At 45.9% G+C, this 25,698-nt stretch carries 20 protein-coding genes; 8 read left to right on the top strand and 12 right to left on the bottom strand.

Annotated features, from left to right (window positions below; all coding sequences use genetic code 11):
- Positions 1-8 precede the first annotated feature (8 nt).
- The 5 genes from MCG46_RS03905 to MCG46_RS03885 all read right to left on the bottom strand — a co-directional run bounded on the left by MCG46_RS03905 (position 9) and on the right by MCG46_RS03885 (position 5,485).
- Positions 9-830 carry a PTS system mannose/fructose/sorbose family transporter subunit IID gene (locus tag MCG46_RS03905; RefSeq protein ID WP_240277836.1) on the bottom strand — a complete coding sequence of 274 codons (822 nt, stop codon included), beginning with the start codon at positions 828-830 and terminating at the stop codon, positions 9-11.
- Positions 823-1,611 (bottom strand): PTS mannose/fructose/sorbose/N-acetylgalactosamine transporter subunit IIC, encoded by a 789-nt coding sequence (locus tag MCG46_RS03900; RefSeq protein ID WP_240277830.1) that lies wholly within the window; start codon positions 1,609-1,611, stop codon positions 823-825. The genes MCG46_RS03905 and MCG46_RS03900 overlap by 8 nt, the downstream gene beginning before the upstream one ends.
- A gap of 22 nt (positions 1,612-1,633) precedes the next feature.
- On the bottom strand, positions 1,634-2,113 hold the full coding sequence (locus MCG46_RS03895) for a PTS system mannose/fructose/N-acetylgalactosamine-transporter subunit IIB (protein WP_240277827.1): 480 nt from the start codon (positions 2,111-2,113) through the stop codon (positions 1,634-1,636).
- Positions 2,107-2,523, bottom strand: a complete 417-nt coding sequence (locus MCG46_RS03890) for a PTS sugar transporter subunit IIA (RefSeq protein ID WP_240277826.1) — start codon at positions 2,521-2,523, stop codon at positions 2,107-2,109. Before MCG46_RS03890 ends, MCG46_RS03895 begins: the two co-directional genes overlap by 7 nt.
- A gap of 118 nt (positions 2,524-2,641) precedes the next feature.
- The gene (locus MCG46_RS03885; protein WP_240277824.1) at positions 2,642-5,485 is read right to left on the bottom strand and encodes a sigma 54-interacting transcriptional regulator; all 2,844 of its coding nucleotides are present in this window, start codon (positions 5,483-5,485) and stop codon (positions 2,642-2,644) included.
- A 577-nt stretch (positions 5,486-6,062) separates the two neighbouring features.
- On the opposite strand from MCG46_RS03885, the gene MCG46_RS03880 reads away from it, so the two are divergent.
- The 3 genes from MCG46_RS03880 (at position 6,063) to MCG46_RS03870 (ending at position 9,597) form a co-directional block, all read left to right on the top strand.
- Entirely contained in the window at positions 6,063-6,494 is a 432-nt protein-coding gene (locus tag MCG46_RS03880; RefSeq protein WP_240277821.1) for a hypothetical protein, read from the top strand.
- Between the two features lie 860 nt (positions 6,495-7,354).
- Entirely contained in the window at positions 7,355-7,912 is a 558-nt protein-coding gene (locus MCG46_RS03875; protein WP_240277818.1) for a GNAT family N-acetyltransferase, read from the top strand.
- A 491-nt stretch (positions 7,913-8,403) separates the two neighbouring features.
- Entirely contained in the window at positions 8,404-9,597 is a 1,194-nt protein-coding gene (locus tag MCG46_RS03870) for a hypothetical protein (protein ID WP_240277817.1), read from the top strand.
- Positions 9,598-9,755: 158 nt separating this feature from the next.
- Here MCG46_RS03870 and MCG46_RS03865 read toward each other — a convergent pair whose 3' ends face one another.
- A complete protein-coding gene (locus MCG46_RS03865; protein ID WP_240277815.1) occupies positions 9,756-11,072 on the bottom strand; it encodes a DEAD/DEAH box helicase in 1,317 nt (438 codons plus the stop codon).
- Positions 11,073-11,608: 536 nt separating this feature from the next.
- On the opposite strand from MCG46_RS03865, the gene MCG46_RS03860 reads away from it, so the two are divergent.
- Together MCG46_RS03860 and MCG46_RS03855 are read left to right on the top strand one after the other, a co-directional pair.
- The gene (locus MCG46_RS03860; protein WP_240277813.1) at positions 11,609-12,433 is read left to right on the top strand and encodes an RNA polymerase sigma factor; all 825 of its coding nucleotides are present in this window, start codon (positions 11,609-11,611) and stop codon (positions 12,431-12,433) included.
- Positions 12,421-13,110, top strand: coding sequence for a DUF2461 domain-containing protein (locus MCG46_RS03855; RefSeq protein ID WP_240277811.1), 690 nt, complete (start codon positions 12,421-12,423; stop codon positions 13,108-13,110). The genes MCG46_RS03860 and MCG46_RS03855 overlap by 13 nt, the downstream gene beginning before the upstream one ends.
- 186 nt (positions 13,111-13,296) lie before the next feature.
- Here MCG46_RS03855 and MCG46_RS03850 read toward each other — a convergent pair whose 3' ends face one another.
- A complete protein-coding gene (locus MCG46_RS03850) occupies positions 13,297-14,091 on the bottom strand; it encodes a Nif3-like dinuclear metal center hexameric protein (protein WP_240277810.1) in 795 nt (264 codons plus the stop codon).
- 173 nt (positions 14,092-14,264) lie between these two features.
- Between MCG46_RS03850 and MCG46_RS03845 the strand changes: the two genes are divergently transcribed.
- The gene (locus tag MCG46_RS03845) at positions 14,265-15,017 is read left to right on the top strand and encodes a GNAT family N-acetyltransferase (protein ID WP_240277808.1); all 753 of its coding nucleotides are present in this window, start codon (positions 14,265-14,267) and stop codon (positions 15,015-15,017) included.
- Positions 15,018-15,866: 849 nt separating this feature from the next.
- Here MCG46_RS03845 and MCG46_RS03840 read toward each other — a convergent pair.
- From MCG46_RS03840 to MCG46_RS03825, 4 genes are all read right to left on the bottom strand, one after another.
- Positions 15,867-16,109, bottom strand: coding sequence for a hypothetical protein (locus tag MCG46_RS03840; protein ID WP_240277806.1), 243 nt, complete (start codon positions 16,107-16,109; stop codon positions 15,867-15,869).
- A gap of 294 nt (positions 16,110-16,403) precedes the next feature.
- Positions 16,404-18,368 carry an endonuclease/exonuclease/phosphatase family protein gene (locus tag MCG46_RS03835; protein ID WP_240277804.1) on the bottom strand — a complete coding sequence of 655 codons (1,965 nt, stop codon included), beginning with the start codon at positions 18,366-18,368 and terminating at the stop codon, positions 16,404-16,406.
- A 271-nt stretch (positions 18,369-18,639) separates the two neighbouring features.
- On the bottom strand, positions 18,640-19,284 hold the full coding sequence (gene ispD, locus MCG46_RS03830; RefSeq protein ID WP_020224880.1) for a 2-C-methyl-D-erythritol 4-phosphate cytidylyltransferase: 645 nt from the start codon (positions 19,282-19,284) through the stop codon (positions 18,640-18,642).
- A 108-nt stretch (positions 19,285-19,392) separates the two neighbouring features.
- Positions 19,393-21,390 carry an AAA family ATPase gene (locus MCG46_RS03825; RefSeq protein WP_240277801.1) on the bottom strand — a complete coding sequence of 666 codons (1,998 nt, stop codon included), beginning with the start codon at positions 21,388-21,390 and terminating at the stop codon, positions 19,393-19,395.
- 366 nt (positions 21,391-21,756) lie between these two features.
- Between MCG46_RS03825 and MCG46_RS03820 the strand changes: the two genes are divergently transcribed.
- Both MCG46_RS03820 and MCG46_RS03815 read left to right on the top strand, forming a co-directional pair.
- Complete coding sequence (locus tag MCG46_RS03820) at positions 21,757-22,281, top strand: ATP:cob(I)alamin adenosyltransferase (RefSeq protein WP_240277800.1); 525 nt, start codon at positions 21,757-21,759, stop codon at positions 22,279-22,281.
- Between the two features lie 27 nt (positions 22,282-22,308).
- Positions 22,309-24,825, top strand: coding sequence for a vitamin B12-dependent ribonucleotide reductase (locus tag MCG46_RS03815; RefSeq protein ID WP_240277799.1), 2,517 nt, complete (start codon positions 22,309-22,311; stop codon positions 24,823-24,825).
- A gap of 223 nt (positions 24,826-25,048) precedes the next feature.
- Here MCG46_RS03815 and MCG46_RS03810 read toward each other — a convergent pair whose 3' ends face one another.
- On the bottom strand, positions 25,049-25,675 hold the full coding sequence (locus tag MCG46_RS03810; protein WP_240277798.1) for a hypothetical protein: 627 nt from the start codon (positions 25,673-25,675) through the stop codon (positions 25,049-25,051).
- Between the last annotated feature and the right edge of the window lie 23 nt (positions 25,676-25,698).

Genomic DNA, 25,698 nt, shown 5'->3' with positions numbered 1-25,698 from the left:
ATGAAAGCTTAGACGATGCCGAAGAATCGGCCGATGATCGCAACGATGATCAAACCAAAGATCAGCGTATTGGACTTCATGCCCTTGTTTAATAGGGTGAAGCACAGGAACGTCAGACCTAACGGCAGGGCTGCCGGTAAAATCTGATCGATCATGGACTGCAGCGACATCTCCGCGCCGTTCATCGTGAAGACATAGGATGTGGACAGACTGACCATCGAACTGGTCATCGCCCCCACTGTCATCAAACCGACGATGCTTGCGGCTTTAGTCAAGAATTCCATCAAACCGGATTCCGATGCGGTCGTCATAAACTTGCTGCCCATGCCATAGCCGATCATCGGACCGTAGTAACGGGCAAAATGCGCCGGGATGTTGAAGATCAAAAGGGTCAGAATGGGACCGAGAATGCTGCCAGCCAGGGCAAAGGACAGGCCGATGCCGGTTGCGACAATCCGCCAGGATCCCCAGAAGATCGAATCACCGATCCCGGCAAACGGACCCATCAATGATACTTTTACGGCGTTGATGGATGTCCGGTCCATCGTCGGATCTTCCGAAGCCTGCTTTTCCATCGCTGCCGACAGCCCGGTAATAAAGCCGGCGACTGTCGGTGTCGTGTTGAACAGTTCCCAATGCCGTTTATAGGCTTCCTTGCGGTCCTCCTCGTCGTCATAGAAACGATTGATCGCCGGAATCATGGCCCGCAGATAGCTCAGAGCCTGCATTTTTTCGTAATCATACGAAGCCGACAGAGATAAAGTGCGGTAGTAGATCGAACGGCACATCTTGATATCTTCATCCGTTAAATTAAATTTTTCCTTAATCATTGAACAGGTCCTCCCCTTCATCGTTGGCAGCAGTTACCGGTGTATTGCCTTTGCTGAAGCTGCCTTCAAAGTACAGAATAACGCTCAGAATAATGCCCAGGAATGCGATCGCCATGATCGGCAGACCCATGTAAGCGGCTAAGACAAAACCGAAGAAGAAATAAACACACATCTTTTTCGACCACATCATGCGCAGCAGCATCGCAAATCCGACGGCTGCCATCATTCCGCCAGCCACACTCATGCCGCCGGTGATAAAGGCCGGAATCTTATCCAGCAGTCCGTTCAGGGAATTGGCGCCTAGGGCAACCGCAAACATGATAATGATGGCCTTCGGAACAATTCCGATCCAGGATTTGATCGCGACCATGCGTTCGATCATCTTATAATCACCTTTTTCAATCAGCTTGTCGATATACGGATTGATTACGGTTTTGATGCTCATAAAAATTGGATTGATGGCGGAAGTCAGTAAGGCGATCGGTACGGCCAGCGCCAGGGCCATTTCCATGTCCGCGCCCATCATGATCGCAAACGCCGTGCCGACAGCGGTGCCGACGGTGGCATCCGGCGGATTCGTTCCGCCAATCCCGACAACGCCCATGAAGACTAATTCCATGTTGGCCCCCATCACGATGCCTGCCTGCAGATCCCCCATGACCAATCCGATCAGTGGTCCGACCATCATTGGCCGGGAGCACATCGGATAGGCAAGCCATGATTCAAGGAAACAAAGAACGGCATAAATCACAGCGACTAAAAAGCCTTGCATTAAGTTCATAATAAATGTTCTCCTTCTCTACTTATCTTTCTTTGATCAGTTTCTTGACGTCGACCTTCTGATCCGAAGGCACCATCCTGATTTCAATTTCCTCAACCAGATCGCTGAGTGCCTTCAAGTTATCGATATCTTCATCATTCAGGAACGTCGTTTTGGAAATCTGCTTGGCCCCCTCTCGTTTTTTAACGCCCCCGATATTGACCTTGTGAATTTCGCTGGTCTGTTTTGCCAGACGCAGCGTATCTGCGATCGTCCGTGTGATCACAAAAATCTTGATTTCCTTGGATTTCGGATTGTTGAGCAGCACCGCCGCCTCGTCAATCGATTTGATCGCCAGCTTCACCCCGGCCGGTTTGGCCATTTTGAACGCCATCTTCGACATCTCATTGGACGCCGCGTCATCATTGGCGATTAAGATGGCATTGGGTGAAACGGCGCTGACCCAGGTCATCGCGACCTGTCCATGCAGCATCCGCTCGTCGACTCGCACTAGATTTACCATAATTCCTCCTCCTGAGTATCCGTCATGGTCTTTGCGCAGCAGCCCAGCATATTCTCCGCTGACGTTTTGCAGATCCGCTCCATCATGACTTCCAAGGCTTCCCCCTCCGGAGTCAGAATCGTTTCCAGCACCATCGACAGACACATCCCGGTTTGAACGTAGACATTCGGATAATTACACAGATGAAGCATCTGATTCTGGACGCTGCCGCCGTTGATATCCGTCATCACAATAAACTGTGTATCGGGTTCCGCTTGAACCTGTGCTTCAATGATCGCGTAAATTTGTTCCGGCTCATGGTAAGTATCCAATCCGTACGCCTCGCACCCTTTCGTTCTCAGAATCATGTCCACGGCGCTCTGCATGCCTTCAGCGAGACTACCGTGAGAAGCCAATATAATTTTCCTCATCTTTGTTCTTCCGTCCTTTCACCCTTTAACAGCAAAAAATGTGCCAAGTCTATTTCTCAGCACATTTTTTTCATAAATATCGTTTTTCACAGGATAATTTTTAACTTTTTTTTGACATTTATTCGGAAAAACCGATTTCTTCCATCAAAATTTTCAATTTTTCCTGCTCTTCTTCAACACTTTTTTTCTTTTCTTCAACACTTTCCTTAGGATAGATATAATCATGAATATATTCTATTTCCTCCACCGGCAGCGTTAAGTTATAGATTTTGATCACGGGGTCAAAGATTTTGCGGATCAGCGCGATAAACGGCTGATGCGTTGCCTCAAACTGTGGATTGCGGGTTTCATAAGCCAGCGGCCGCCCCAAAATCAGCCGTTCAATCATACAGCAGATATGCAGATACAGTCCCACCAGCTGACTGCTTGTAAACTCACTGTCCAATTGCTTCTGCATTTGACTGAGGACCTCCTCAACCATTGTGATTACCTTTTCCGGATTGAGAATCGTCAGATAATTCAGCAGGTTGTCCAGTGAAAAATTCTTAATCATGTTCTGACCGAATATCCGCAGTTCCTCCTGGTTCATCAAACCGTCAAACAGCCGTGCCAGCTTCTCGCCGTTGGCCTGATTGATGATTTCCTCAACGGAAATAAAGGGAATGTTCGGATTTTCTGATTCCAGCGTGCCGATCATCATCAGAACATCATAGTTATCCAGCACCCCGGTACCGTTTTTAAAATCCAGACTTTCCGCTGCTACCGGGATAATATCCAAATCCAGCTTCTTTGGAAAACTGTTTTCCAACAGTGTGGCAAACTTACAGGCGATGCCATAGCCGGAAACACAGGCCGTTAAAATTGCCTGACGGCGTTTGCGGCGGCGCAGAAACACAAAATTGGGCTCACTGCGGCGCTTGGCTTCTTCCAAAATTTTCATCATCGGCACTTCGTTCATGATCATTGAACCGACATCCAGCGCCAGTTTGGTCGTTACATTGTTGATAATGCCGACATCCGTATCGCTGAAGTTCTCTATGTAGTTATGAAATTCCTCCAGCGATCCCATATCCACCATGACAATCACTTCCTTGACGCCCTGCATTTTCTGAATAACCTCTTTTAATTTCGCGGTCATCATCTCAAAATGAGATTCAATCGGCATATCAATCGCTGTGAAAATATTGTGGTGCAGCAGCTGATTGGCCAGTTCGGCAATTCCACTGGCGATGTTGTAGCCGTGCGCCAGAATGATGACCGGAATGCGGCCGCCCTGCATTTCCAAATGAAAATGCCGCAGGAAGAAATACAGGACAATCGTTTCAAAACGCCCGAAGCTGCTGGTATTCAGACTATTTTCAATCAAGACTGCCAGATCCTGTGCAATTGCATATTCTTTGGCGTCTTCGGTACGAAGTTTATCCTCCAGCTGATAAAACAGCTCCTGGTTCCGCCGCAGCTCGGCCGGCGGGATTGTTCCATTTTCCAGCAGACTGACGATATACTTTGTCAGGATCGCAATTTCATTGTTGGACAATCCGTCACGTTGATATTTCCGGAAGAACAAGGTATTGACATTCCCCAGAATACTGGAAGCAATATCCTCGCGGATCGAGGTCTTCTGCTGCTTATCATAAAACAAAAAGCCGATAAACTGTTCGATCATCAGATCCACGCAGTTATAAAATACGTCGTTATCAATTTTCCCCTGATGCAGCTGCTGAACATAGTTAAGGATGGACTTAAACAACATCAGATACTGTGAATCGGGGTTCCAATGGGGTTCAATGGTTTCAAGATCGAGCATTTTGCGCTGCGCATCCATAATCGCCTGCGGATCGGAATAGCTCTTAATGATCTCCGCCGGCAGATCACTCAGATGCAGCTCGATGACCGCTTTCTGCTGCGGTGTTTTTAAATGAGCCTTGGCAACGCTGATCTGCAGGCAGTTTTTCAGCTCCCCAATATTTCCGGTAAACTCAAAGTTATCCAAATATTGATAAGCGCTGCTGCTGATCTGGATAGGTTTGCCCAATTTTTCTGATTCCTGTTTCAGAATTTTCTGTATCAGCTGCTTTTTTTCATAGGCCGGCCGTTCTTTCAGTGCCGGCAGACGCACAGTAATCGGAATTCGCCGAAGCAAGGTTTTCAGCAGCGACTGGTCTGGATTCTCTGTCGTCGCAAACACAAACCGTGCATGGCTGGAATAATATTGATGATTATCCCCAACCATATGATAGATACCCTGATCCATAAACAGAAATAGTTTTTCCTGACATTCCGGCGCCAGACTGTGAATTTCATCAAAAAACAACATGCCTTCATCCGCCAATGCCAACAGACCGGCATGATCCTTATCGGCCCCGGTATAAGAGCCTTTTTTATAGCCGAACAGATTCGTCAGGAAAAATTCTGAATTGTTGGCGTATTCAGCGCAGTTCACCGTTACCAGCTTGCGTTCATGACTGATCAGCCCTTTCTGCTGACAGTATTCAAAAAGCAGGTTGGCGATGTAGCTTTTCCCCGTACCGGTAGCGCCGACCAACAGCACCGGCAGACCGCTGCCCGGATAACTGACAGCGGCTTTGCATTGTTCGATCTCATAGCTGAGGCTTTCGTGAACCCCGATCAGATCCTGAAAAATCTGATCCGCGCCGGACTCCAGCTTTTTCTCTGAATTTAATTCTGCCAAAGAATTATAGGCCGCAGCCAACCCGGCAAAACCTTGCTTCTCCAATTCATGTTTTAACAGATAGGAGGTGGGCCGCAATCCTACCTTGATCAGCCGGCCCTCGTTAAACAGTTCATTCAGATATAAAGAGATAACGCTGCGGCTCAGCTGCAGGTCCTCCCCCAGGCTGCCCGCACAGCAGCCGCGCAGCAATTCCTCATTGAGCGGCATTTCTTCCATCTTCCGCGAAAGCAGCATTAAGATCTCTTCTTTCGTTTTATTTTCCGCCATTCATTTTCCTCTTTTCTCCACCTTTTACTCAATCTGATTATATTTTCTTTTCTTAAATTCGCAACTAAAATCAAATTTTTTTGCATGAACAATCCCTTATCAGGGCGAAATCCGTACCTTACAAAAAAATAGTATTGGAATTTGTGCTATCAAGAAGTGCGAAATACTCAGAAACCGCACGGATACTGACTTAAATGGCTTTGCTTGTGCAGATATTAATAGATTAGGAATGTAGTTTAACGCGATTGGACGCCCAATTCAACGAGAGCTTAAAAAAACAAATAAGAAGATACGGCTAATTAGCTTTTCAGAGTGCGATTGTCTATATCAGTTTAACGAATATGACTTATTCGCGTCCGTTTTTTTCCTTTCCTGTTTTTATGGCAAGGTCATTGAAGCGCAAGCATAGGAAGAGGGCACCCTCTTCCAGAAATGGGTATCCGTAATGTTGTGTGGAAATATTGATAGGAATGCGGTATGATCAAAGTGATATAAAAGTTATTCCCGTGTGACAATAATCGACATTTTATGGAAGAGTGATAAATGGGAATTGGTAATTTACAGGAGATGAATTTAGATGGAAAAGAAAATTTCAGCATGGGAACCCTGGTTTTTCATAGTCTTTGGTTTATTTCATTTGCATAGAATATGGGGCTTGATCGATAGAAATTCATATGCTGAATTTTGGATGAAGTTATTAGAAAATAAAGGATTACTTTATTTTATATTAATGGGAGTATTAGCTGTGCTTTGTGTTATTGGGGTTATTACTTTTTTTAAAAATCGGAATAACAACTATTGGTGGCGATGGATATATCTATTGGGTGGCTTCTATGTACTATTTGATTTATTTGCTATTGCTGTTGGATTAGAATTTTGGAACAAATTATTATTGTGGATGTTTGATGTTAATTCAATCTATTGGAATGTTATATGGTCATTTTTTGTGTTACTCGGCGGTTTCGTATTTGTATTAGGCTTTAAACTATGGATACAAAGAAAACGATAAACGATCATGGGTAGGGGAGAGTGTGAGCATAGAACAAACGGAAAGCAGCAGAGCCAGCTGCCCTTGTCACCGATAAAGTAAACGGCTTTACCGTCATTGACAAGCCCGTCTGTCTCTACTTGTGTGGCAATCAAGAAGCAACAGCAAGCTGTGCTTTCGCCCTCGATAATTATTGGGCATACTTCGAGCTGTTGACAAAGTCCTTTTTCAAAAAACAGCCTAATTTCTAGTTGCAGATTGTCATCCATTATTGGGGTGGCATAGGGGATTTAAACAGTTTATAAGGAGGTGCTTTTTTAGAAACCGACCTTGTCAACAGCCCCAAACTTGTTAGGCAGTAGGAGCAGAAGCCGCCTTGCTGCAAGCGGCCTTCGGAGTATATTTTAATTTGAGCAGTATACTATCTGCATAATCGCTTGATATGTGTTTTGACAGCGTAACACAACACCTTTATTTGACGCTTTTTTGACCCGGGCTTGCAAAAAAGATTTATACAGGATTTAAGCAGAAACGGCGAAAAGCCTTGATTCACAAGGGTTTTACTGTTTCCCTATAAAGACTTATAAGAAGTTATAAAACGATTTTCGTCTATAAAATCAATAAAAATAGTGTTGTTACCATCTGGTAAAGACAGTCTAAACAGTACAAGTACGCATGGTTATTAAGCGCATGAAAAACGGACTATGGACTGAATGGAACAAGGGTGCCCTATTTAGTGCCCAAAGGAAAATAGTGTCTTGCAAGAACTGCTAAAGCAATATAAGTTTTGATTTGACAGATACGCGCTGAAACATTAGAATTGAAAAAACGACGGCGTGAATACGTCTTAGGCGGATAATGCGAACGAAGGTGGTATTATAATGGCAGAGCTATTTGAAACATTTCCCTACCTGAGAAATGACCATATTATCATCAGGAAAATAGTTGAAGATGATGTGGATGACCTTATGGAAATTACGAATAATCCTAACGTCTATCAATATGTACCTCCATTCCTGTATAAAAAGAGCAGGGGCAATTTGCTTGCTGCAATTAGAAACTTAGGCGGGCGAGATTTTGATAAAAAGAAACTGATTATTGCAGGCATTTATCTGTGCGATGAACCCAATAAGCTCATAGGACTTGCAGAACTGTTTGACTATAAAAAAAGAATGAACCAAATAACGATTGGCTACCGCATAAACGAATCGTATTGGCATAGAGGGATTGCGACTGATGCAGTAAGGCTTATAATGGATTACCTTTGCAATGATTTGGGCATTCAAAAGTTGAAAGCATTTGTTATGCCTGAAAATGTATTTTCTGAGAAAGCACTAACAAAAAATGGTTTTCTAAAAGAACCCCATACTGTTCAAAAGAAAAACTGGGGTGGTAAAGAAATCGTAGATTTAAATGTATTTACCTATGCAGTTTTATAGGGTTTAGTTCCATTACGTCTAATTGGTAAAATGCGCATTAGCAAAAATGGGAGTACATAATAGTGGCAAGCAGTGTTTGAGTGAACACACATCACTCCAACCGCTTGCTGGGGATTTTCCCAGTTTTCCATGAACTCCCGAGAGGCTACGCTCCTTACGGAGCATACAAAAGGCGGCCCTTACATGAAGCCTCAATGCCAATAATTAGGCCTCAGAAATGGAGTGTATAGCCCGGCTTTTAAGGTTAAAAGATATCCGGTAGGGCAGCAACTCCATCACCCACCAAAAACGTACCTCTATCGTTCCGTGCATACAAGCCTTAAATGGTGCCGAACTTGCCCAAATGTCTGGTGAAAAGATATTAGGGCTTGACAGCCCTTTATAAAGAAAACCTGTTTTCATGCGGTTTTGCAAGGGTTCTTATAAAGCAAGACGAGAGCTTTCAAGCTGTATTTTCGGCTTCAGACAATAAAAAAGAGAGGGAACTGGCAATGAAAAAACGGGCCTATCAGCTCAAACCGGCTTTGAAGCAAAAACAAACGTACAGCCGAAGTTATGATCAGACGCTGACGGTTTTAAAAATGTCCAATCAGCAGATCCGCAGGGAACTGCTTTCCCTGCTGCAGCCCAATCCCTGGTTTCCTTCAGGCAACGATGAAATTTTAAAACAGATCCATGCCGGGGCCGAGGGCGGCGTACGCGCTGATCTTTATTATCAGCTGCATACCTGCCGTCAAGCGTATGATCCTCAGGTTTGCAGCTATCTGATCGAATCGCTGGATCACCATGGATTCTTTCCTTATCATCAAGAACAGCCGTTCCCCTATCCGAAAGCCCAGGTGGATGCCGCGCTGCGCTTAATTCAAAGCTTTGAACCGGAAGGCATCGCAACGGAAAACAGCACCGATTTTCTTTGTTTTCAGCTGCGCCGAAGGAAACTGACCCTGCCGCTTAAAATCGTGACTGACTGTGCGGAAGAATTGATCAGCGGACATGGGGATGCAATTTTGCGCCAGCTCGATATCACCGCAGACCAGCTGGAGGCGGCACTGGCCACAATCCGGACATGCCGTCTGACTCCCTGTGAAATCGAACCACCCCTAACGGAATGGATAAAACCTGACGTCTACGTTACACGCAGTCAAAATGAACTGATTGTTACTCCCGCGATTGAGGAACTGCCGATTTTTCCAATCCCTGCCGATCAGCTCAGTCCCCAGGCGCAGAAATATCTTAAACAAAACAATCTCCTGTTGGATATGATCAATCAGCGCAATCTGACCTTACTGCAGATTTTCCATGCCCTGATTACCATTCAGCGCGATTATCTGCTTAAGGATCAGCCCTTGAAACCCTGCCGACTCGAAGATGTATCGGTATTATGCGGAGTCCACCCTTCCACAATCTCGCGCTGCTGCAAAAACAAGTATTATGAGTTTGAGGGACAGCTGGCGTGCTTTACAACGCTGCTGGCTTCCGGCAATATTCAGGGACACAGCCATGATGAAATCCATCAGCTCCTCAATGAAGAGTTAGCGATGGAAGATCCTGATCATCCTTACAGTGATGATCAGCTGCTGCAGCTGCTTGTCCGCAGCGGTATTCAGCTCAGCCGCCGTGAAATTACAAAACTTCGGAAAAAATGGAACATCCCCAATTCGTATCAACGCCGCCGGCGAATTTAAACAGGCAGAATCCAGAAGTCTTCAACTTTCCCGACTTCTGCGATGCTGCTTATAATCCAGTACAGTTTTTGACCATTTATATAACTCTATCGTCAAAAAAAACGTTGCCACAAGGCAACGCTTTCTCTATAAAATCACTTTTCAACGATTTTTCAGCTTTACTGATGCGCAGTTTCCGATTTACCCTGGCCTGCGAAACGCCGGCGTGCAGAGCGTTGGGAAGCAGCTGGTTTTTGTTCATTGCGGGCATGCGTACGGACTGCCTTTGAGGATTCCGGTCTTTTCGCTTCCGATTTTGTCTCAGATTTATTTCTGGCTTCCAGCTCGGCCAGCGTTATAACGGATTCCTGATTGATTTTCGGTGCTTTTCTGACCGGTATTGTATATCGAATCAATTTTTCAATGTCCTTGAGATAGGGCCGCTCATCGGTCTGGCAAAAGGAAATCGCAACGCCGGATTCTCCCGCCCGCGCGGTTCTTCCAATGCGGTGAACATAGGTCTCGCTGATATTGGGAATGTTGTAATTAACAACATGTGATAAGCGTTCAATATCAATGCCGCGGGCTGCAATATCCGTTGCCACCAGAACCCGGATCTGATGGTTCTTAAAGGCTGCCAAAGCATTTTGACGGGCATTCTGCGATTTGTTGCCGTGAATCGCCATGGCCTTCACATGACCTTTATTCAAGACCCGGACAACTTTATCCGCTTCATGCTTGGTACGGGTAAAAACCAGTGCTGAAGTCACGGACTTATCTTTCAACAATTCCATCAACAATTCGCTTTTATCCTTTTTCTCAACAAAATACACCGCCTGCTCGATCTTTTCAATCGGCGTTGATACCGGCGTCGCTTCCACGCGAACGGGATTTTTTAATAAAGAAGCGGCCAGGCCCGAAATTTCCTTTGGCATTGTAGCTGAGAATAACAAGGTCTGTTGCTTGTTGACTAGCATTGCGCTGATCTTCTTTACATCATGAATAAAGCCCATGTCGAGCATTCGATCCGCTTCATCCAAAACAAAGATTTCAACCTGTCCAAGATCCAATAATCCCTGTCCGACCAAATCCAATAGCCGGCCAGGCGTTGCGATGAGGATATCCGTACCTTTTTTCAGCTGTTCAACCTGAGCGCCCTGCTTCACCCCGCCGAAAATCACAGTTGTTTTTAACGGCAGACTTTCCCCATAGCGATGGAAGTTGTCAACGATCTGAATCGCCAGCTCACGCGTCGGCGTTAACACCAATGCCCGCACCGGTCGTTTGCCCTTCACGGGCGCCTTGGCTAAACGGTCCAGAATCGGCAGCGCAAAAGCTGCCGTCTTCCCAGTTCCGGTTTGCGCTAAGCCTAACAAATCACGTCCCTCCAAAACAGGCGGGATCGCTTTCTGTTGAATTTTAGTTGGGGTTGTATATCCCATTTTACGGCAATTTCTTAATATGCCGGGGTTGATTGATAATTCTTCAAATTTCATTTTTTACTCTTTCTATTCCGAATTCAAAAACAGTGCCGAAACGCACTGTCAGGATGGCATAACCAGATTATGCATCAAGAAATGGAACCTTTAGTTATTAGTATAGCTCAAGTTGTCCGATTTTACCAGAAAAAAGCACAAATACCTGCTTAATCGTGAATTCCAGAGGCCGGCCAAGGCAGAAAGCACAATGCAGTATTGAATTTCCTATCCCTAATTTTCCCCTAGCGGCAGTCGAATTGACGTTTGCATTGAAGACCTGATTTCCTGGAAGCTTCCAAGCTGGAGCTTTGTCCACAGCTGCGCTATAATAGAAACAATAAGTGCTGCCCGTCCCTTTACCGGCTGATCCATCAAAGAGGATCGATGCAGAAAAAACAAGATCTGCGGCTGTGCTTACACGATGAAGATCACGGGCAGCTTTCTTATTGAATCCGCAGTAAAAGCCTATTTTTTATTAATTCCGCAAATTAGCATCTAAAAAAATGTCACAATTTTCTCTTCCTTCCGTCTAATTATTGAAAGGAGAAATTCAGATGGACAAACAAATTTCCGAAGCTTTAATTGAAAAGGTGCTGGATCATCAGCCGCAGGCCGTCAATGAACTGATTGCTCAGCTGCAGCCCTCCATATTTAATTTGGCGCTGCGGATGCTGGGCAGCATCGCGGATGCCGAAGATGCCACACAGGAAATTCTGCTTCTCGTATTGGAAAAGCTGCCGACTTTCCGTGGCGAAAGCGCGCTGACAACCTGGGTTTACCGCGTTGCCGTCAATCGTCTGATTGATGAAAAACGATCGATGTTCGCTCAGCATCCGCTCAGTTTTGATGCTTATGCTCAGGATATCCAGGCTTATCAACGGGAATCGCAGCGCGAGGATAAACTCATTTTAGCCAGAGAGCTGAAGCTTTCCTGTACGAATGTGATGCTTCAATGTCTGAAACCGCAGGATCGCTGTATCTTCATCTTGGGAACGATGTTTAAAGCCGACAGCCGACAGGCTGCTGAAATTCTCGGCCTGACGCCGGAAAATTACCGGCAGCGTTTATCCCGTGCCAGACGGAAGATGGCAGACTTCATGTCGCAGTATTGTTATCTGGCATCCGGAGGCTGCCGCTGTACCTGCCGGATTGACTTTGCGATCGGAACCCAGCGGCTGGATCCGGAAAATTTAGAATATTCCAAACTGCCTTCCGCTGATCCGCAGATCCTGCATCAACACTTAGAAGCAATGGAAAAAATCGAAGACCACATGACGGTTTTCGATCAAATGGAAGCCCGCCTGCTGCCGGAAGAAAAGCAGCGCCATTTACAGGAAGTGGTTTCTTCCGTCTGGATGGAAAAAGTATGTCAGAATTAGATATGGATCTGGCTTTCACTCAACAGTTTCTCAGCGACCTTGCCCGCAACAACAATTTAGACTGGATGCATGCTCACCAAGCTGAATACAAACAGGCTCGGCGGCAGTTTGAAAAGCTTGCCCAAGCAGTCAACGACGTTTTGGCTCAAGAGGATCCGCGTCGCTTGGATATTGATATTTCCCGCCGCATCAGCCGACTGAACCGGGATACACGTTTCTCAAAAGATAAATCGCCTTACAGCCCGCTCTTCCGGATTCATTTATCCCCCAGCGGTCCGCAGCCCATTCCCTGCGACCTGTTTCTCTGCCTGACGGCTGAAACACTGTTGGTCGGAGGCGGATTATTTGCCTCAATGTTCAGTGAAGCCACAGCTTTAGTCAGACAGGCGATCCTGGATCAAGCCGATGAATTTGACAGACTCATTCACAATCAGGAATTCGCAGTCTGCCTGCCGATTCGGGGCGAGAGTTTAAAGCGCGTGCCGAAGCCGTTTCCGGCTGATCATCCGTTAGCGGATTACTTAAAAATGAAATCGTGGTACCTGGAACAGACCGTTGAGCTCAGCGAATCGAATTCTGAACTGATCGAACACATTATCGCACTCGCAAAAAGCATGCAGCCTTTCAATGATTTCTTAAACAAAGCCTTGGCTTCTTTTACCATGCCTCAGCGCTAATTCTATACGGAAAACGAAGCCGACAGACTTCGTTTTTTTCACAATTCGCAGATCTGATTTCTCCCTTACAATCTGCTTTTTTTCAGATCCGCTTAGCTCGATTCATGATGTCTTGCTAAAAAAGCCAAAAGGCCGTGATGATTTAGCCGTTTACGGTCAAACACTAAAATTAAATCCTATCCCCTGTTATTTTCTTCTTGCTGGAACGAATGTAAATTGAAAGCCTTCATCTAATTTGAAAAATGAGCATTCCGGAAAAATCTGACTTAAATATTTTACCAATCCGAGCATTCCTTCCATCTCATTTGTGGAATGATGGCAGAGGATACAAGGAATTTGAGCGTCCAGACACCATTGCAGGTCAATCCAGTTGGTGCAGCTGTCATCCGAAAGAATCATGCAGTCCACATTTTCCATCCGCATGATCTGAGAATCCATTTCAGCCCCGACCCCAACGCCTAATTTAGTCACTGACTGTTCAGGATTTCCCAAGATTTCAACGCCGCTGCAGCCATGCGGGGCTAACGCCTCCGCTAATTTTTCAGCCAGTTCCAACACAGTTTTATGCTGAAGACAGGCGTAATGATAAAAGGACTCGGTTGGACGAGGATTAAATGGAATTCCGGTTATTTGGGCCAGGCAATCCGCAACACCATATTCAGGAAAGCGATCCCAACCATCATGGCAGCGATAAATTGTAATCTGATGATCACGGCAAAGTTTGATTTTTTCATCCCGAAGCTCTTTCATGGATCGGTATGGAGCCGTTGTTTCCAGATAGAAGCAGTTTTCATGAGAGATGATAAAATGAATATCCCGCTTAATACATTCCTCAATCACCTTTTTTGTTGCAACCCAGCAAACCGCAGCCTGAGTGATCTCCGTGTGTGTTTCGCCGACCAGAACGATATCCCGGGTTTTGCGATAATCTACCCAAGGCGTATGTCGTTGGAGATGATCTAAAATTGTCTGTATTTGCATAAACAAACCTCCTGTCCATTCCATTATAAAACGAAAAAAGGCAGATATCCTGTAAATTTAATTCCCCGATCAACTTTCTCAGCCACTTTATTCATAAAGTTTGTTCAGATCAAGTTTTCTGATGCATTTCATGTATAATGAATCTATGCATCAATAGAAAATGAGGAATGAATATGCAAATGGATTTTGTAACTTTAACTTTGGATAATCTGGAAACAGAACATCTCAGCTGCATCATCCGCAGCAAAAAACCGCATCCAGGTGTGGAAGCGAAACGTCAGTGGCTGGCTGACCGTATTCCTGAAGGTCATATTTTTCGAAAACTGAATGTGAAGGAAGCGGTTTTCATCGAATATGCACCATTGGAAACGGCCTGGGTTCCAATTCTTGGTGATAATTATCTCTATTTGTACTGTCTATGGGTATCTGGATCTTATAAAGGTCAGGGGATCGGGCAGGCACTGCTGGAATCCTGTTTGGCAGACGCTGAAAGGCAGGGCAAATCCGGTGTCTGCATGCTTGGCTCTCAAAAACAAAAAGCCTGGCTTTCTGACCAATCCTTCGTGAAGAAGTTTAATTTTAAGATTGTTGATCAAACGGAGAATGGCTATGATCTATTAGCCTTGTCTTTTGATAAAACCTTGCCGCGGTTCGCTGCAAATGTGAAGCTTATGCAGATTGAAAATCAGGAATTAACACTTTTTTATGATTATCAATGTCCGTTTATTACTCAATATATAGAAACTATAAGGAAAGAATGTGAGGCCAATTCCATTCCGCTATCGCTCAATCCCATTGACTCTGTTGAAAAAGCGAAATCCCTTCCTTGTGTGTTCAATAACTGGGCCTGCTTCTATAAAGGACATTTTGAAACAGTCAATCTGCTTAACCTTGATGCCTTAAAACGTATCTTAAGGAAAGGCTGAATCGACATTATTTATATCGTTCCCCATTTGGGCGCTGATAAACAGCGTCTTTTTTTTATAATAATTATCAATTCTGATCTCAATAATTTCATTTTGATCGTCCAAACAGCGATCCTGTTTCTTGAATACAGACTGAAAATTATAGACCAAAAAAGAACAACGCCGTACAGTCTCGCAAAGATGACCGGCGTTGTTCTGTCCACCACTTCCCTCGTAAGAGGGAGTGAATGACGGGTATCGCTGTTACAAGCGATCCTACTTTTATATTATAGAACATTCTTGAGTTATTTCAAGTTTTCCCCTTTTAGAATCGACTGTTTCATAAATTTACATAATTTGAACAGAAAACCTGTGCTGTAACCTTACTTTTTTCAATTTTCGGCGGGGCTTTTTCCAATTTTCCGCAATATTAGAAATGTAGGATTTCTTGTTTACAGCGGCTGCCCGTCCGGATGGATCATTGTTTGATTCATTGTTTTCAAGCTCGATTTTCTGAGCTTAAAGAAAGGAGGGGCTTTTTATGAAGCAATTCATAAAACTTTTGAGCTCTATTTCTCTTTCTGAATTCATCCTGATCGTCCAAACAACGATCCTGTTTCTTGAATACAGACTGAAAATTATAGACCGAAAAAGAAAAAACGCCGTCAACTCTCCCAAAGATTCTCGGCGTTTATCTGTCCACCACTTCCCTCGTAAGAGGTAGTGAATGACGGGTATCGCTGTTACAAGCGATCCTACCTTTATATTATAGAACATTCCTGAGTTATTTCAAGGCTGTTTATTTATTTTCTAAGAATTAAAATGTAAAAATACTATGTTTTTATAAACTAATTATTATTTTTCATTAATTTACATCATGGGGTCAGAAAATCTTTGCAGTAACCTTACTTTTTTTAATTTTTGGCGGGGCTTTTTCCAATTTTCCGCAATATTAAACCTGTAGGGTCTTTTGTTTACAGCGGCTGCCCGTCCGGATGGATCATTGTTTGATTCATTGTTTTTCAAGCTTGTTTTTCTGAGCTTAGGAAAGGAGGGGCTTTTTATGAAGCTATTCATAAAACTTTTGAGCTCTATTTCTCTTTCTGAATTCATCTTGATCGTCCAAACAGCGATCATGCTTCTTGAATACAGATTGAAAATTATAGACCGAAAAAGAAAAAACGCCGTACAGTCTCCCAAAGATGACCGGCGTTTATCTGTCCACCACTTCCCTCGTAAGAGGTAGTGAATGACGGGTATCGCTGTTGCAAGCGATCCTACTTTTATATTATAGAACATTCCTGAGTTATTTCAAGGCAGTTCACTCATTTTTAATGCTTATCACGATTCAAAATGAGAGAAAAGCAGGTTATGAATGCCTGCTTAATCCTCTGACTATGATTAAGATTATTGAACAGTTATCAAAATCAACGACTCAGCTGCCAAATCACTGTCATTCCGTAAACCAACATAAGCCTGTCCAATACCTTTAGCACTGATCTTTCCCTCATCATCTACTGTGACAACGGAATCATCTGTACTGATCCAATGATATTTGAGATCCGTGTAATTATTCGGTAAGATATTAGCCCGAACGAATCCCGTTTCACCTTCGGTCAAAAGCGTTTTGTCTGCGGTCAAAAGAATAGCTTCCGTCGGAACTACTTGTTTCAAAGAAACATTATCCAGCCACAATGAACCTTCTCCAGCTGTTACATGAAACAGAATATCTACACTGGCAGCGTTCGGCGCGGTTGTAAAATTGTAATCATTACGCCGATAGGTCTGAGATAAGTTAAGATTGTCATTCAATGCAACATGGTACAAATCCAGGGCCTGTCCTTGATCATCATATTGAATAACCTCATAGCCAAAGGATGCACTGCCCAGCGTATCCGTTTTCTGCTCAAAACTCAGCTGATATTTTTTATTTGCCGTGATTTCAGCGTGCTGAACTAAAGAAGCTTTGCCGATTCCCTCTGCATGAGTTCGGGTAATTTTATAAGCCTGACTGCCTTCCGCAGCATCAGTATCAGCGCCCCCGCTCAGTTCACTTTTTACAGGATTTGTTTCTTTGCTGGTAAAGTCTGTTCTGAACTGCCAGCCTTCCAAATCTTCCATATCTCCATGGATCAGAACATTCTCAGTATGATCCGCGGTATAAGGAATGCGGTCGGCAAAAATTTGAAGTTCGCGAATCTGATATTTGTCCGCATTTCCCAATAATGTCAGCTTTAAATATTTGAATGTGCCGTTAAAATCAAGTGCTGTTTCAGCGGAAGTCAGTTCTCCCTTTGATGAATCTTCATACAGCACGCCGTCTGCTGACATTTGAATTTCAATTGATTCCGGTTTCAAATCTCCCCAGAATACAGTTAAGCTCTTGCCTTGATACAAACGGTCCATCTCGATGATCACCGACTGTTCGCCGCCTGTTTCTGACTCCCACAGCGTTTCCATATCACAATCATTGAGCCTCATCGGATCCGAATCCTTAGCTGTGCTGCTGGCATTAACCCCCTGCCCCAGGCCGACATTTCCAATTCCGGCTGACCCCTGAATTTGATCGTGCAGAGTCAAGTCACAATACAGCAGATCATGATCCGCCATGTCCGTGCGAACTTTATCAACATTGGAAATCGTAATGTTCTTAGTCGTAATGATGTTGTCCAACGGGTCAAAGGTTTCACTGCCGTTAAAGGTATCTAGCCAGTTTCCGTCCTTGCCGTTTGCAATATTGAATTCATCTTCAAACATGGCATACTCTGTCTTGCCCAATTCTGCATTCCAGTCTGCCACCATGATTTTATACTCGTTCGGATCCATTTGGACCCGTTCGATAATCTGCGCAATTTGCCGCCTTCTCAATTCAATATTTTCCCAGCTCGTATGCGTGACATAAAATGAAATCCGTTTTCCCTCTTTCTCAATTACAGCACGCTCCAATGTTTTGGTCGCTTTTGAGCTTGTGCTTTCAATCGGAATGGACGACAGCTCCAGCAGTTCATGTGCGCTGGTAATCCCGACGCCAAATCCCCCATTCGCAAAATCACGGCCCTTGGCAAAATGGACGTAGGGATAATTCTCATTGACAAATTCCTGGACCATATCACGGTTATTCCGTTCATTGTTCACATCAATTTCCTGGAAGCCCATGATTTCAATCCCTAAATCATGAATAATTTCCGACATCTTATTGATATCCGGATGCGCCTTGGAATCTACATTCCAGGTAGCCACTTTCAATGAAATCGTATCGGATGCCGAGGGTTCAGGAGACTTTGTTGGCTGTGCTGCAGGATTCGACGTACATCCTGTAAGCATTGCAGCCAATAAGAAGAGAGTAAGGACAAGTTTCTTTCCTTGCTGCATAGAAATCCTCCTCTATGATCTTAAGATTAGAAAGCGCTTTCACAGTTTCATTATAGGAGGTTGTGTTCTATATGTCCAATAATGAATAATTATCTATAAGCAATTATTACTTATAGATAATCATTACTTATGCTTTAATAAAAATCTTTTCCCCACCCTTTATAGTAACAATAATAAAATAGTAATACTTACATTCTCCACTTATTTTCGCTGAATTAAACAAAATAATTCTAACCTTTACCAACAAAAGGACAGCCCCGGGGCTGTCCTTTCAGCGCAGATCTTCCTGCGTTGTAATCTTAATGTTTTTATAAGAGCCCAAAACGGCATAAACCGCTTCGCCCGTCAACAGTTCCACAACCTGGGCGTCATCGGTAGCCTGCACCTTTTCCTGACGCGCTTTGCGGTATGCCCGCAGAATCAGCGATGTTTTAAATGCCTGCGGCGTCTGCGCCTGAACCAGCTGGCTGCGGTTAGGTGTTTCCTTAATTCTTCCCTCTTCAATGACCTTGATCGTATCCTTGCACGGCACGGTCAGAAGACAGGCATCATGCTCGCTTAAACATTGACAAAGTCGGTCCAGACAGGCCTGTTCAAGAAACGGCCGGGCTCCGTCATGGATCAGCACATAATCCTCGCTCACCGCCATCAGGCCGTTGAATACACTCTCCTGCCGAGTTGCTCCGCCTTCCACAAATACCACATTTCCCCGCTGTGTTCGATTGCGCATGCAGCGAACATAATCCTCCCGCTGCGTGACGATGACAATCTGACGGCAGCGTGGGTCTGCCTCAAAGATACTCATTGTTTTTTCCAATACATTTTTGCCGTCCGCAAAGGTGTAAAACACCTTGTTGTAGCCAAGATTCATCCGGCGGCCTTGTCCGGCAGCCACGATCAACGCTGAATATTCCATCCTTTTCCCTCTTTTTCGCCTTTTAGTAGTGTTTATTTTATCACACCCTGCAAAGCCAGGCAACCAACACAGCCGTTTTTCCCAGATCCCGGCCTGTTTTTACCTCATTCAGCCGGCCGATTTTTTAAAATGCCGCGTTAAATAGGAACGGATCTGCCGATCGATCTTTTCCGGATCTTCCCCTTCCACATCAAAAGGCGTATCTTCTCCCAGCTCCAGCGCCAGCTGCGGCATTTTGCGGGTAATTTCCTGATAACGCCGACGTGCCAAAGTTTCCATTTCCGCGCTGCCCAGCGTCTTAAAATCAAGAACCGCATCAGCCAGCGTTTCCCATCCTTCGCCATCACTTTGAACCGCGGATGCCTGAAAGCCTAATCCAGACAAACTGCGGCTCTGCTGGGTGTCCAGCAGAATCAGACAATGCCGCAGATCCACCTTGCGACCAGCTTCTTCTTCAATCATTCCCTGCTCGATGCCTTTGCGCAGAATCGCCTCGCATTCTGCCCGTGCCGCATCCAAGTTTCGGATCAATAACAGCGAATAAGGGGAACGCCGCAGCTTTTCCAGCCACAAGGAATACTGCTGATCGGTTCCGTGGACAAACCGATATCCCGCCTGACTATCCTGATAATCCATCATATCCACTTCAATCCGCCGATCATCCTGGCCAAAATACAGCTGCGCCAGCACTTTCGCCAATCGCTGCTTTAAGGAAAACTGTTTGCCGCAAAGTAACCATACGCCTAACGGTTTGTCTTCAACAACGCCCAGCTCCATCCATTGCAGCTGCTGATCAATCTGCGTCAGCATCGTCTGTTGACCGATCAATTCCTTGCGCAGCCGCTGCATCACCCGATCTTTGCGATTTCGATCCTGCAGCGGCACATCAGTCAGCTGCTGCAGAATCTGATCGATATCCTGACGGCTGACCTGATCGCGATGATCCATCCGTGCGCTGGCACAAGCCAGATCAATGACGTCCAGCGCTTTGTCCGGCAGTTTGCGCGAGGGCATGAAATACTGCGTGCTTTCCATCAGCGGTTCCACCAGATCCATTGGAAACTGAATCTGATGATGCTGTTCGTATTCGGGAATTTTGGCTTGAATCATCCGCCTGGCAGAATCAAGATCCGGCTCTTCAATCATCACCGGCTGGAAACGCCGCTGCAAGGCCCGGTCTTTTTCAATAAACTTAAGGTATTCGTCATACGTTGTTGCCCCAATGCAGCGGATTTCACCGCGTGCCAGCACCGGTTTCAGCACTCCCGCAACATCGATCGAGCCTTCTGCTTTACCAGCGCCGATGATCTGATGAATTTCATCAATAAAAAGAATGACCTGGGGAAACTGCTTCAGGGCATCCAGTATTTTCTGAATCTTTTCTTCAAACTCACCACGGTATTTCGTCCCGGCGACTAATCCATTGACGCTGAGTTCAAAGATCACGCTGTTACGCAGACAGTCTGGGACTTCCCCTTCCTGAATACTTTTCGCCAGCTGTTCAACAAGCGCCGTCTTGCCTACGCCCGGATCGCCTAACAACAGCGGATTCGCTTTTTCCTTGCGGCATAAAATTCGAATTACGGCTTTCATCTGTTCCTGGCGTTCAACGATATTGGAAGGCCGGTTTGTCATCCACTGATTCAGATTGCGCAGCTCCCGAATCGAGTTCAGACTTTCAATATCCTGCTGATTCAGTTCGCTGATTAACTGGGCAATATCAATATCATACCGGCGCAGCAGTTCGGAAGCCACATTATTCGGGGTTTCCAACAATGTCCGCGTCAACATTTTCAGCGTGATCACATGCGGTGTAGACCGCGCCGCTTCAATCAAACATTTCTCCAGGATTTCTTCGACGGTCTGCGTGTATTCCGTCTGCCGTGTTTCCTCCTCATTAAATCCGAACAGCACCTGAATATCTTCTTTTAACTGTTCCGCGGTAATTCCGCGATCATTCAGCAGTTTTTTCAATGCCGAATTTTCTGTCTGCAGAATACCGATCAACAAATGTTCCGTCCCGATAAAGGTATTTTTCATCTGCCGGGCTACCGTGCGGGCTGCCTGCAGCGCCTTTTGGGCCTGAGGATCAAAATTGGTTTTCATCCTCGCGATTCCTCCTTCCAAACCGTTGAACTTCCCAGTCCAAGTTCAGTGATAGTATTGCCCCGAGCCGTAACCACTACTCCGGAGCTGTCTGTTCCAATTTTAGGATTTGCCGCTGGCTGCTTCAACAAGCTTCATTTCAGTTTATCCGCTGACCTGAGAACTTATGCCCGATCTTGAATCAGCACTCTGTTTTCTCAATTCTGAGCTGTTTGAAAACAAAAATAAAGGCGGTAACATTACCTTCGCATTTTTATCATAAAAATGTAAATTGTTTCCAAAGCACTTTCTTTATGACATCTAGGCAAAAACATTTTATAATGGAAGCAATGGCTTGCAGAAAGCAGGAAAAAGCGAGGTGATGTCATGATCGTAACAACCAAAACGGGAGATCAGGGAACAACCGAAATTCAAAGCGGACGGATTTCCAAAGCCGATCCGTTATTGGAAGTGTTGGGCGATCTGGATGAACTGAGCGCCGAATGTCTTGTTTTCGCCAGTCTGACGCCTGCCTATCGGCTGGTCATGGAAGCTCTTGTTCAAGATCTCAGCGCTGGCTGCGCTGAACTGGCAGGGTATGGAGAAGGCCAGTTCGGCCAACGAAGGGAACGGCTTGAGCTTGAGATTCAAGAAATTCTGAAGGATCGGAGTGAGTTTCAGTTTCATTATCCGCTCACCTGTCCCTCCAGCGCCTTGTTAAACCGTTTAAGAGCCGTCAGCCGGCGGGCTGAACGGCATTGGTGGGGACTGCAGAACAGCCGCAAAACCAATCCGCAGCTGGGCATTTATCTGAATCGGCTCAGTGATTATTTCTTTGCTTTGCAGATTCAGGCTGCCGTCGAATCAAAATCCAGTTCATCCACGAATTCCACTGCGGATTCGGCCATGTAAAAGTATAGGAAAGGAAGCATTGCTATTATGGGATATCGTAAGGAAACGATCGCTAAACTCAATCAGGATATTCGGGAGTTTTTCCCGTATTTAACTGAAATCCAACCGGAGGATCATACAATTCATTCCGGTGTATCGCGGCTGGTCATGCTTGACCGTTATGCCCAAAAGGATCGGGAATTAAAGACGTTGGGCGTGGGGGATATCGTCCTGGCTGTCATTAAAGAGGACCCGAAGTATCCAGCCCGGGGTGTCGGTGCTGTCAAGACGATCGATTGGGAAAACGAAAGCGTCACGATTGAAATCGAAGAGGAATTCCGCGGTACGCTGGAAGACGAGCAGGAGTCGATCACCGGTTTAATCCGCCGGCCGTTTGCCGAAATCGACAAGCCGATGGAAATCTACTATGAACAGATTGCCCGGCGTGTCGGCAAAGCGCTGGCAGAACCGGAAAACAACGATGCTCAGCGGCAGAAATATGCCGATTTGTTTACCGATCAATTAAAGAAGTTAAATGTCATTCCGGCCGGCCGCGTTTTATTCGGAGCCGGCAGCGGAACTCAGGTCACCTATTTCAACTGCTTCGTTATGCCGTTTGTTGCGGATTCCCGCGGCGGTATTGCGGAACACCGCAAGGAAGTCATGGAAATCATGTCGCGCGGAGGCGGCGTCGGCACCAACGGCTCGACTTTGCGTCCGAAGCATGCCCCGGCCAAGGGCGTCGGCGGACGCAGCAGCGGCGCTGTCAGCTGGCTGAACGATATCGCTAACCTGACCAATCTGGTTGAACAGGGCGGTTCCCGGCGCGGAGCTCAGATGATTATGTTGGCCGACTGGCATCCGGATATCATTGAATTCATCATTTCTAAAATGCAGAATCCGCGCGTTTTAAAATGGCTGAGTGAGAACAACAAAGACGAGCAGGTTCGGGAACTGGCACAGCGCAAATTGAAATTTATTCCGCTGACGCGATTGGAACGGCAGATGCTGGAGACCTTGATCGACAATAAAAATACCCCGGCAGAAGTCATGGATTATGCCCAGCAGACCTTGCTGGAAGGGGGACGATTAGAAGTCGTCAATCCGGAATTCTTAAGCGGCGCCAACATTTCCGTCACCCTGACCGATGAATTTATGCACGCGGTGGAAACGGACGGCACTTTCGATCTGCGTTTCCCGGACATTGCCAATTATACGCCGCAGCAGAAGGAAGCCTACGATACGCATTGGCATAAGATCGGGGATGTGCGTGAGTGGGAAGCTTTGGGTTATCCAATCAAAACCTACCGCACGATCCGCGCCCGCGATTTGTGGGATCTGATCTGCTTCTGTGCTACCTATTCGGCAGAACCAGGAATTTTCTTCATTGACAACGCCAACAAAATGACCAATGCCAAAGCCTACGGACAGAAAGTTGTCGCGACCAATCCATGCGGAGAACAGCCGCTGGCCCCGTATTCTGTCTGCAATCTGGCAGCGGTCAACCTGGCCAACTTTGTAGATAAAAAGACCGGACGCATCCTGTTTGAGGAACTGGCAGAAACGGTTTCCCTGACTGTCAGAATGCAGGACAACGTCATCGACAGCACGCCGTATTTCCTCAAAGCCAATGAAGATCAGGCATTGGGTGAACGGCGCGTGGGTTTGGGCGTTATGGGACTGCATGACATGCTGATCTGGAACCGCAAGCGTTATGGCTCCGCCGCAGCGCTGGAAACGATTGATCAGGTGTTCCACTGCATCGCCCGCGCAGCCTATCAAACTTCAGTTGAACTGGCGAAGGAAAAAGGCAGCTTCCCGTTCTTTACCAGCGGCGAGGCATTCATCAATACTGGCTATATGAAACAGATGGATGAAGATCTCCGGCAGGATATCCTGAAATATGGAATCCGCAACTCCCACCTGCTGACGATTGCCCCAACCGGCTCAACTGGTACGATGGTCGGAGTTTCGACCGGACTGGAACCGTATTTCAGCTTCTCTTATTTCCGCTCTGGACGGCTGGGCAAATTCATTGAAGTCAACGCCGCGATCGTCGATCAGTGGCTGGCGCTGAATCCGGGCTATACCCGCGACACGCTGCCGGAATTCTTTGTCAGCGCGATGGAACTGACGCCGGAAGAACATGCGGATACACAGTGTGCAATTCAGCGCTGGATTGATTCTTCGATCTCCAAGACTGTCAATGCTCCGCGTGGGTTCTCTGTCCGCCAGGTGCAGGGTATTTATGAGCGGCTGTATGCCGGCGGTGCCAAAGGCGGCACGGTTTATGTCGATGGTTCCCGTGATTCCCAAGTGCTGACCTTAAGCAACGAGGAAGAAAATAGCTGGGATCAGATGGATATTGAACGTGATTTCGGGGTTCCGGTCAAAAAGACGCAGGAAGCGGAAAAGAAAACCGACCTGCGTGCGGATCGTCAGGACCGCAACATCGGCGTAGAAGTCGGCGATATCTGCCCGATCTGTCTGGAAGGCATCGTAGAGGAAATCGGCGGATGCAATACCTGCACCAACTGCAATGCTCAGCTGAAATGCGGATTGTAAACTGACGCTCGACTTCCTGTCTGAAATCACTTCTCTTTCTTAAACTAAATTGAAAAAGATAAAAGGATTGCCTTCGGCTTTGCGAATGACAATCCTTTTTCATGTTTATTTTTCTGACTTCTTTACAGCTTGGCTTTTTTAGAGCCCCCGCATCAAACTGCAGTCTGCTTGGCAGCAGCGCCGCAGCTGAATGGACCTGCATCCCATATCAAAGTGACATACGTTAATCGTTTAAAAATGGAAACAGCTGATTCATGACCCTTTCCCACGCTGGCTGATCCATGGCGGTCTCACCGCTCATTCCCGGCTCGCGATAGACCAGTTCGCCCAAGTAGAATAAATCGTTATGCTTAAACAGAAACTGACCTTTCAGCGAAACACCGACGTTGTGATATTCCAGGATCGCCGCAGTTGTACCCAGCCAGCCAAGCTGACGTTCTACGCCCAGCCACACACGATATTTTTGCAGCGGCATCACCTCGCTCAGATCTTTTTCACTGACATACAATTCCAAACGAAGGAAACGTCCGTCCGGAGAATCTGCCTGTCCGAGATAGCGAAGACCGATCGATTGGGGATCCGCGGTAAAGCTGCGGGCATAGTTAATTATAAAACACTCACCATGAAACTGCACTTCTGCCTGCGCAGGGGAAATTTCACGGTTGAGCTGATCGCGGAACAGTTCGTTAATCAGCGTGATATCCACCTGATATTGATCGTTCAGCGCTTCCGTGGTCATGGAAACAGGTGTAAAGGAATAGGGCTGATGACGGAAGCTCTTCCATGTCCAAAAGCCGGCGCCGTAGAGAATAACAAAAATCATCATGCCGATTTCGATTTTTTTCCGCACTCCTGAACCCTCCTTTTAAAGCC

The sequence above is a fragment of the Holdemania massiliensis genome (assembly GCF_022440805.1).
GTDB lineage: Bacteria > Bacillota_I > Bacilli_A > Erysipelotrichales > Erysipelotrichaceae > Holdemania > Holdemania massiliensis_A.
This window is presented reverse-complemented; position numbering and strand designations above follow the sequence as displayed.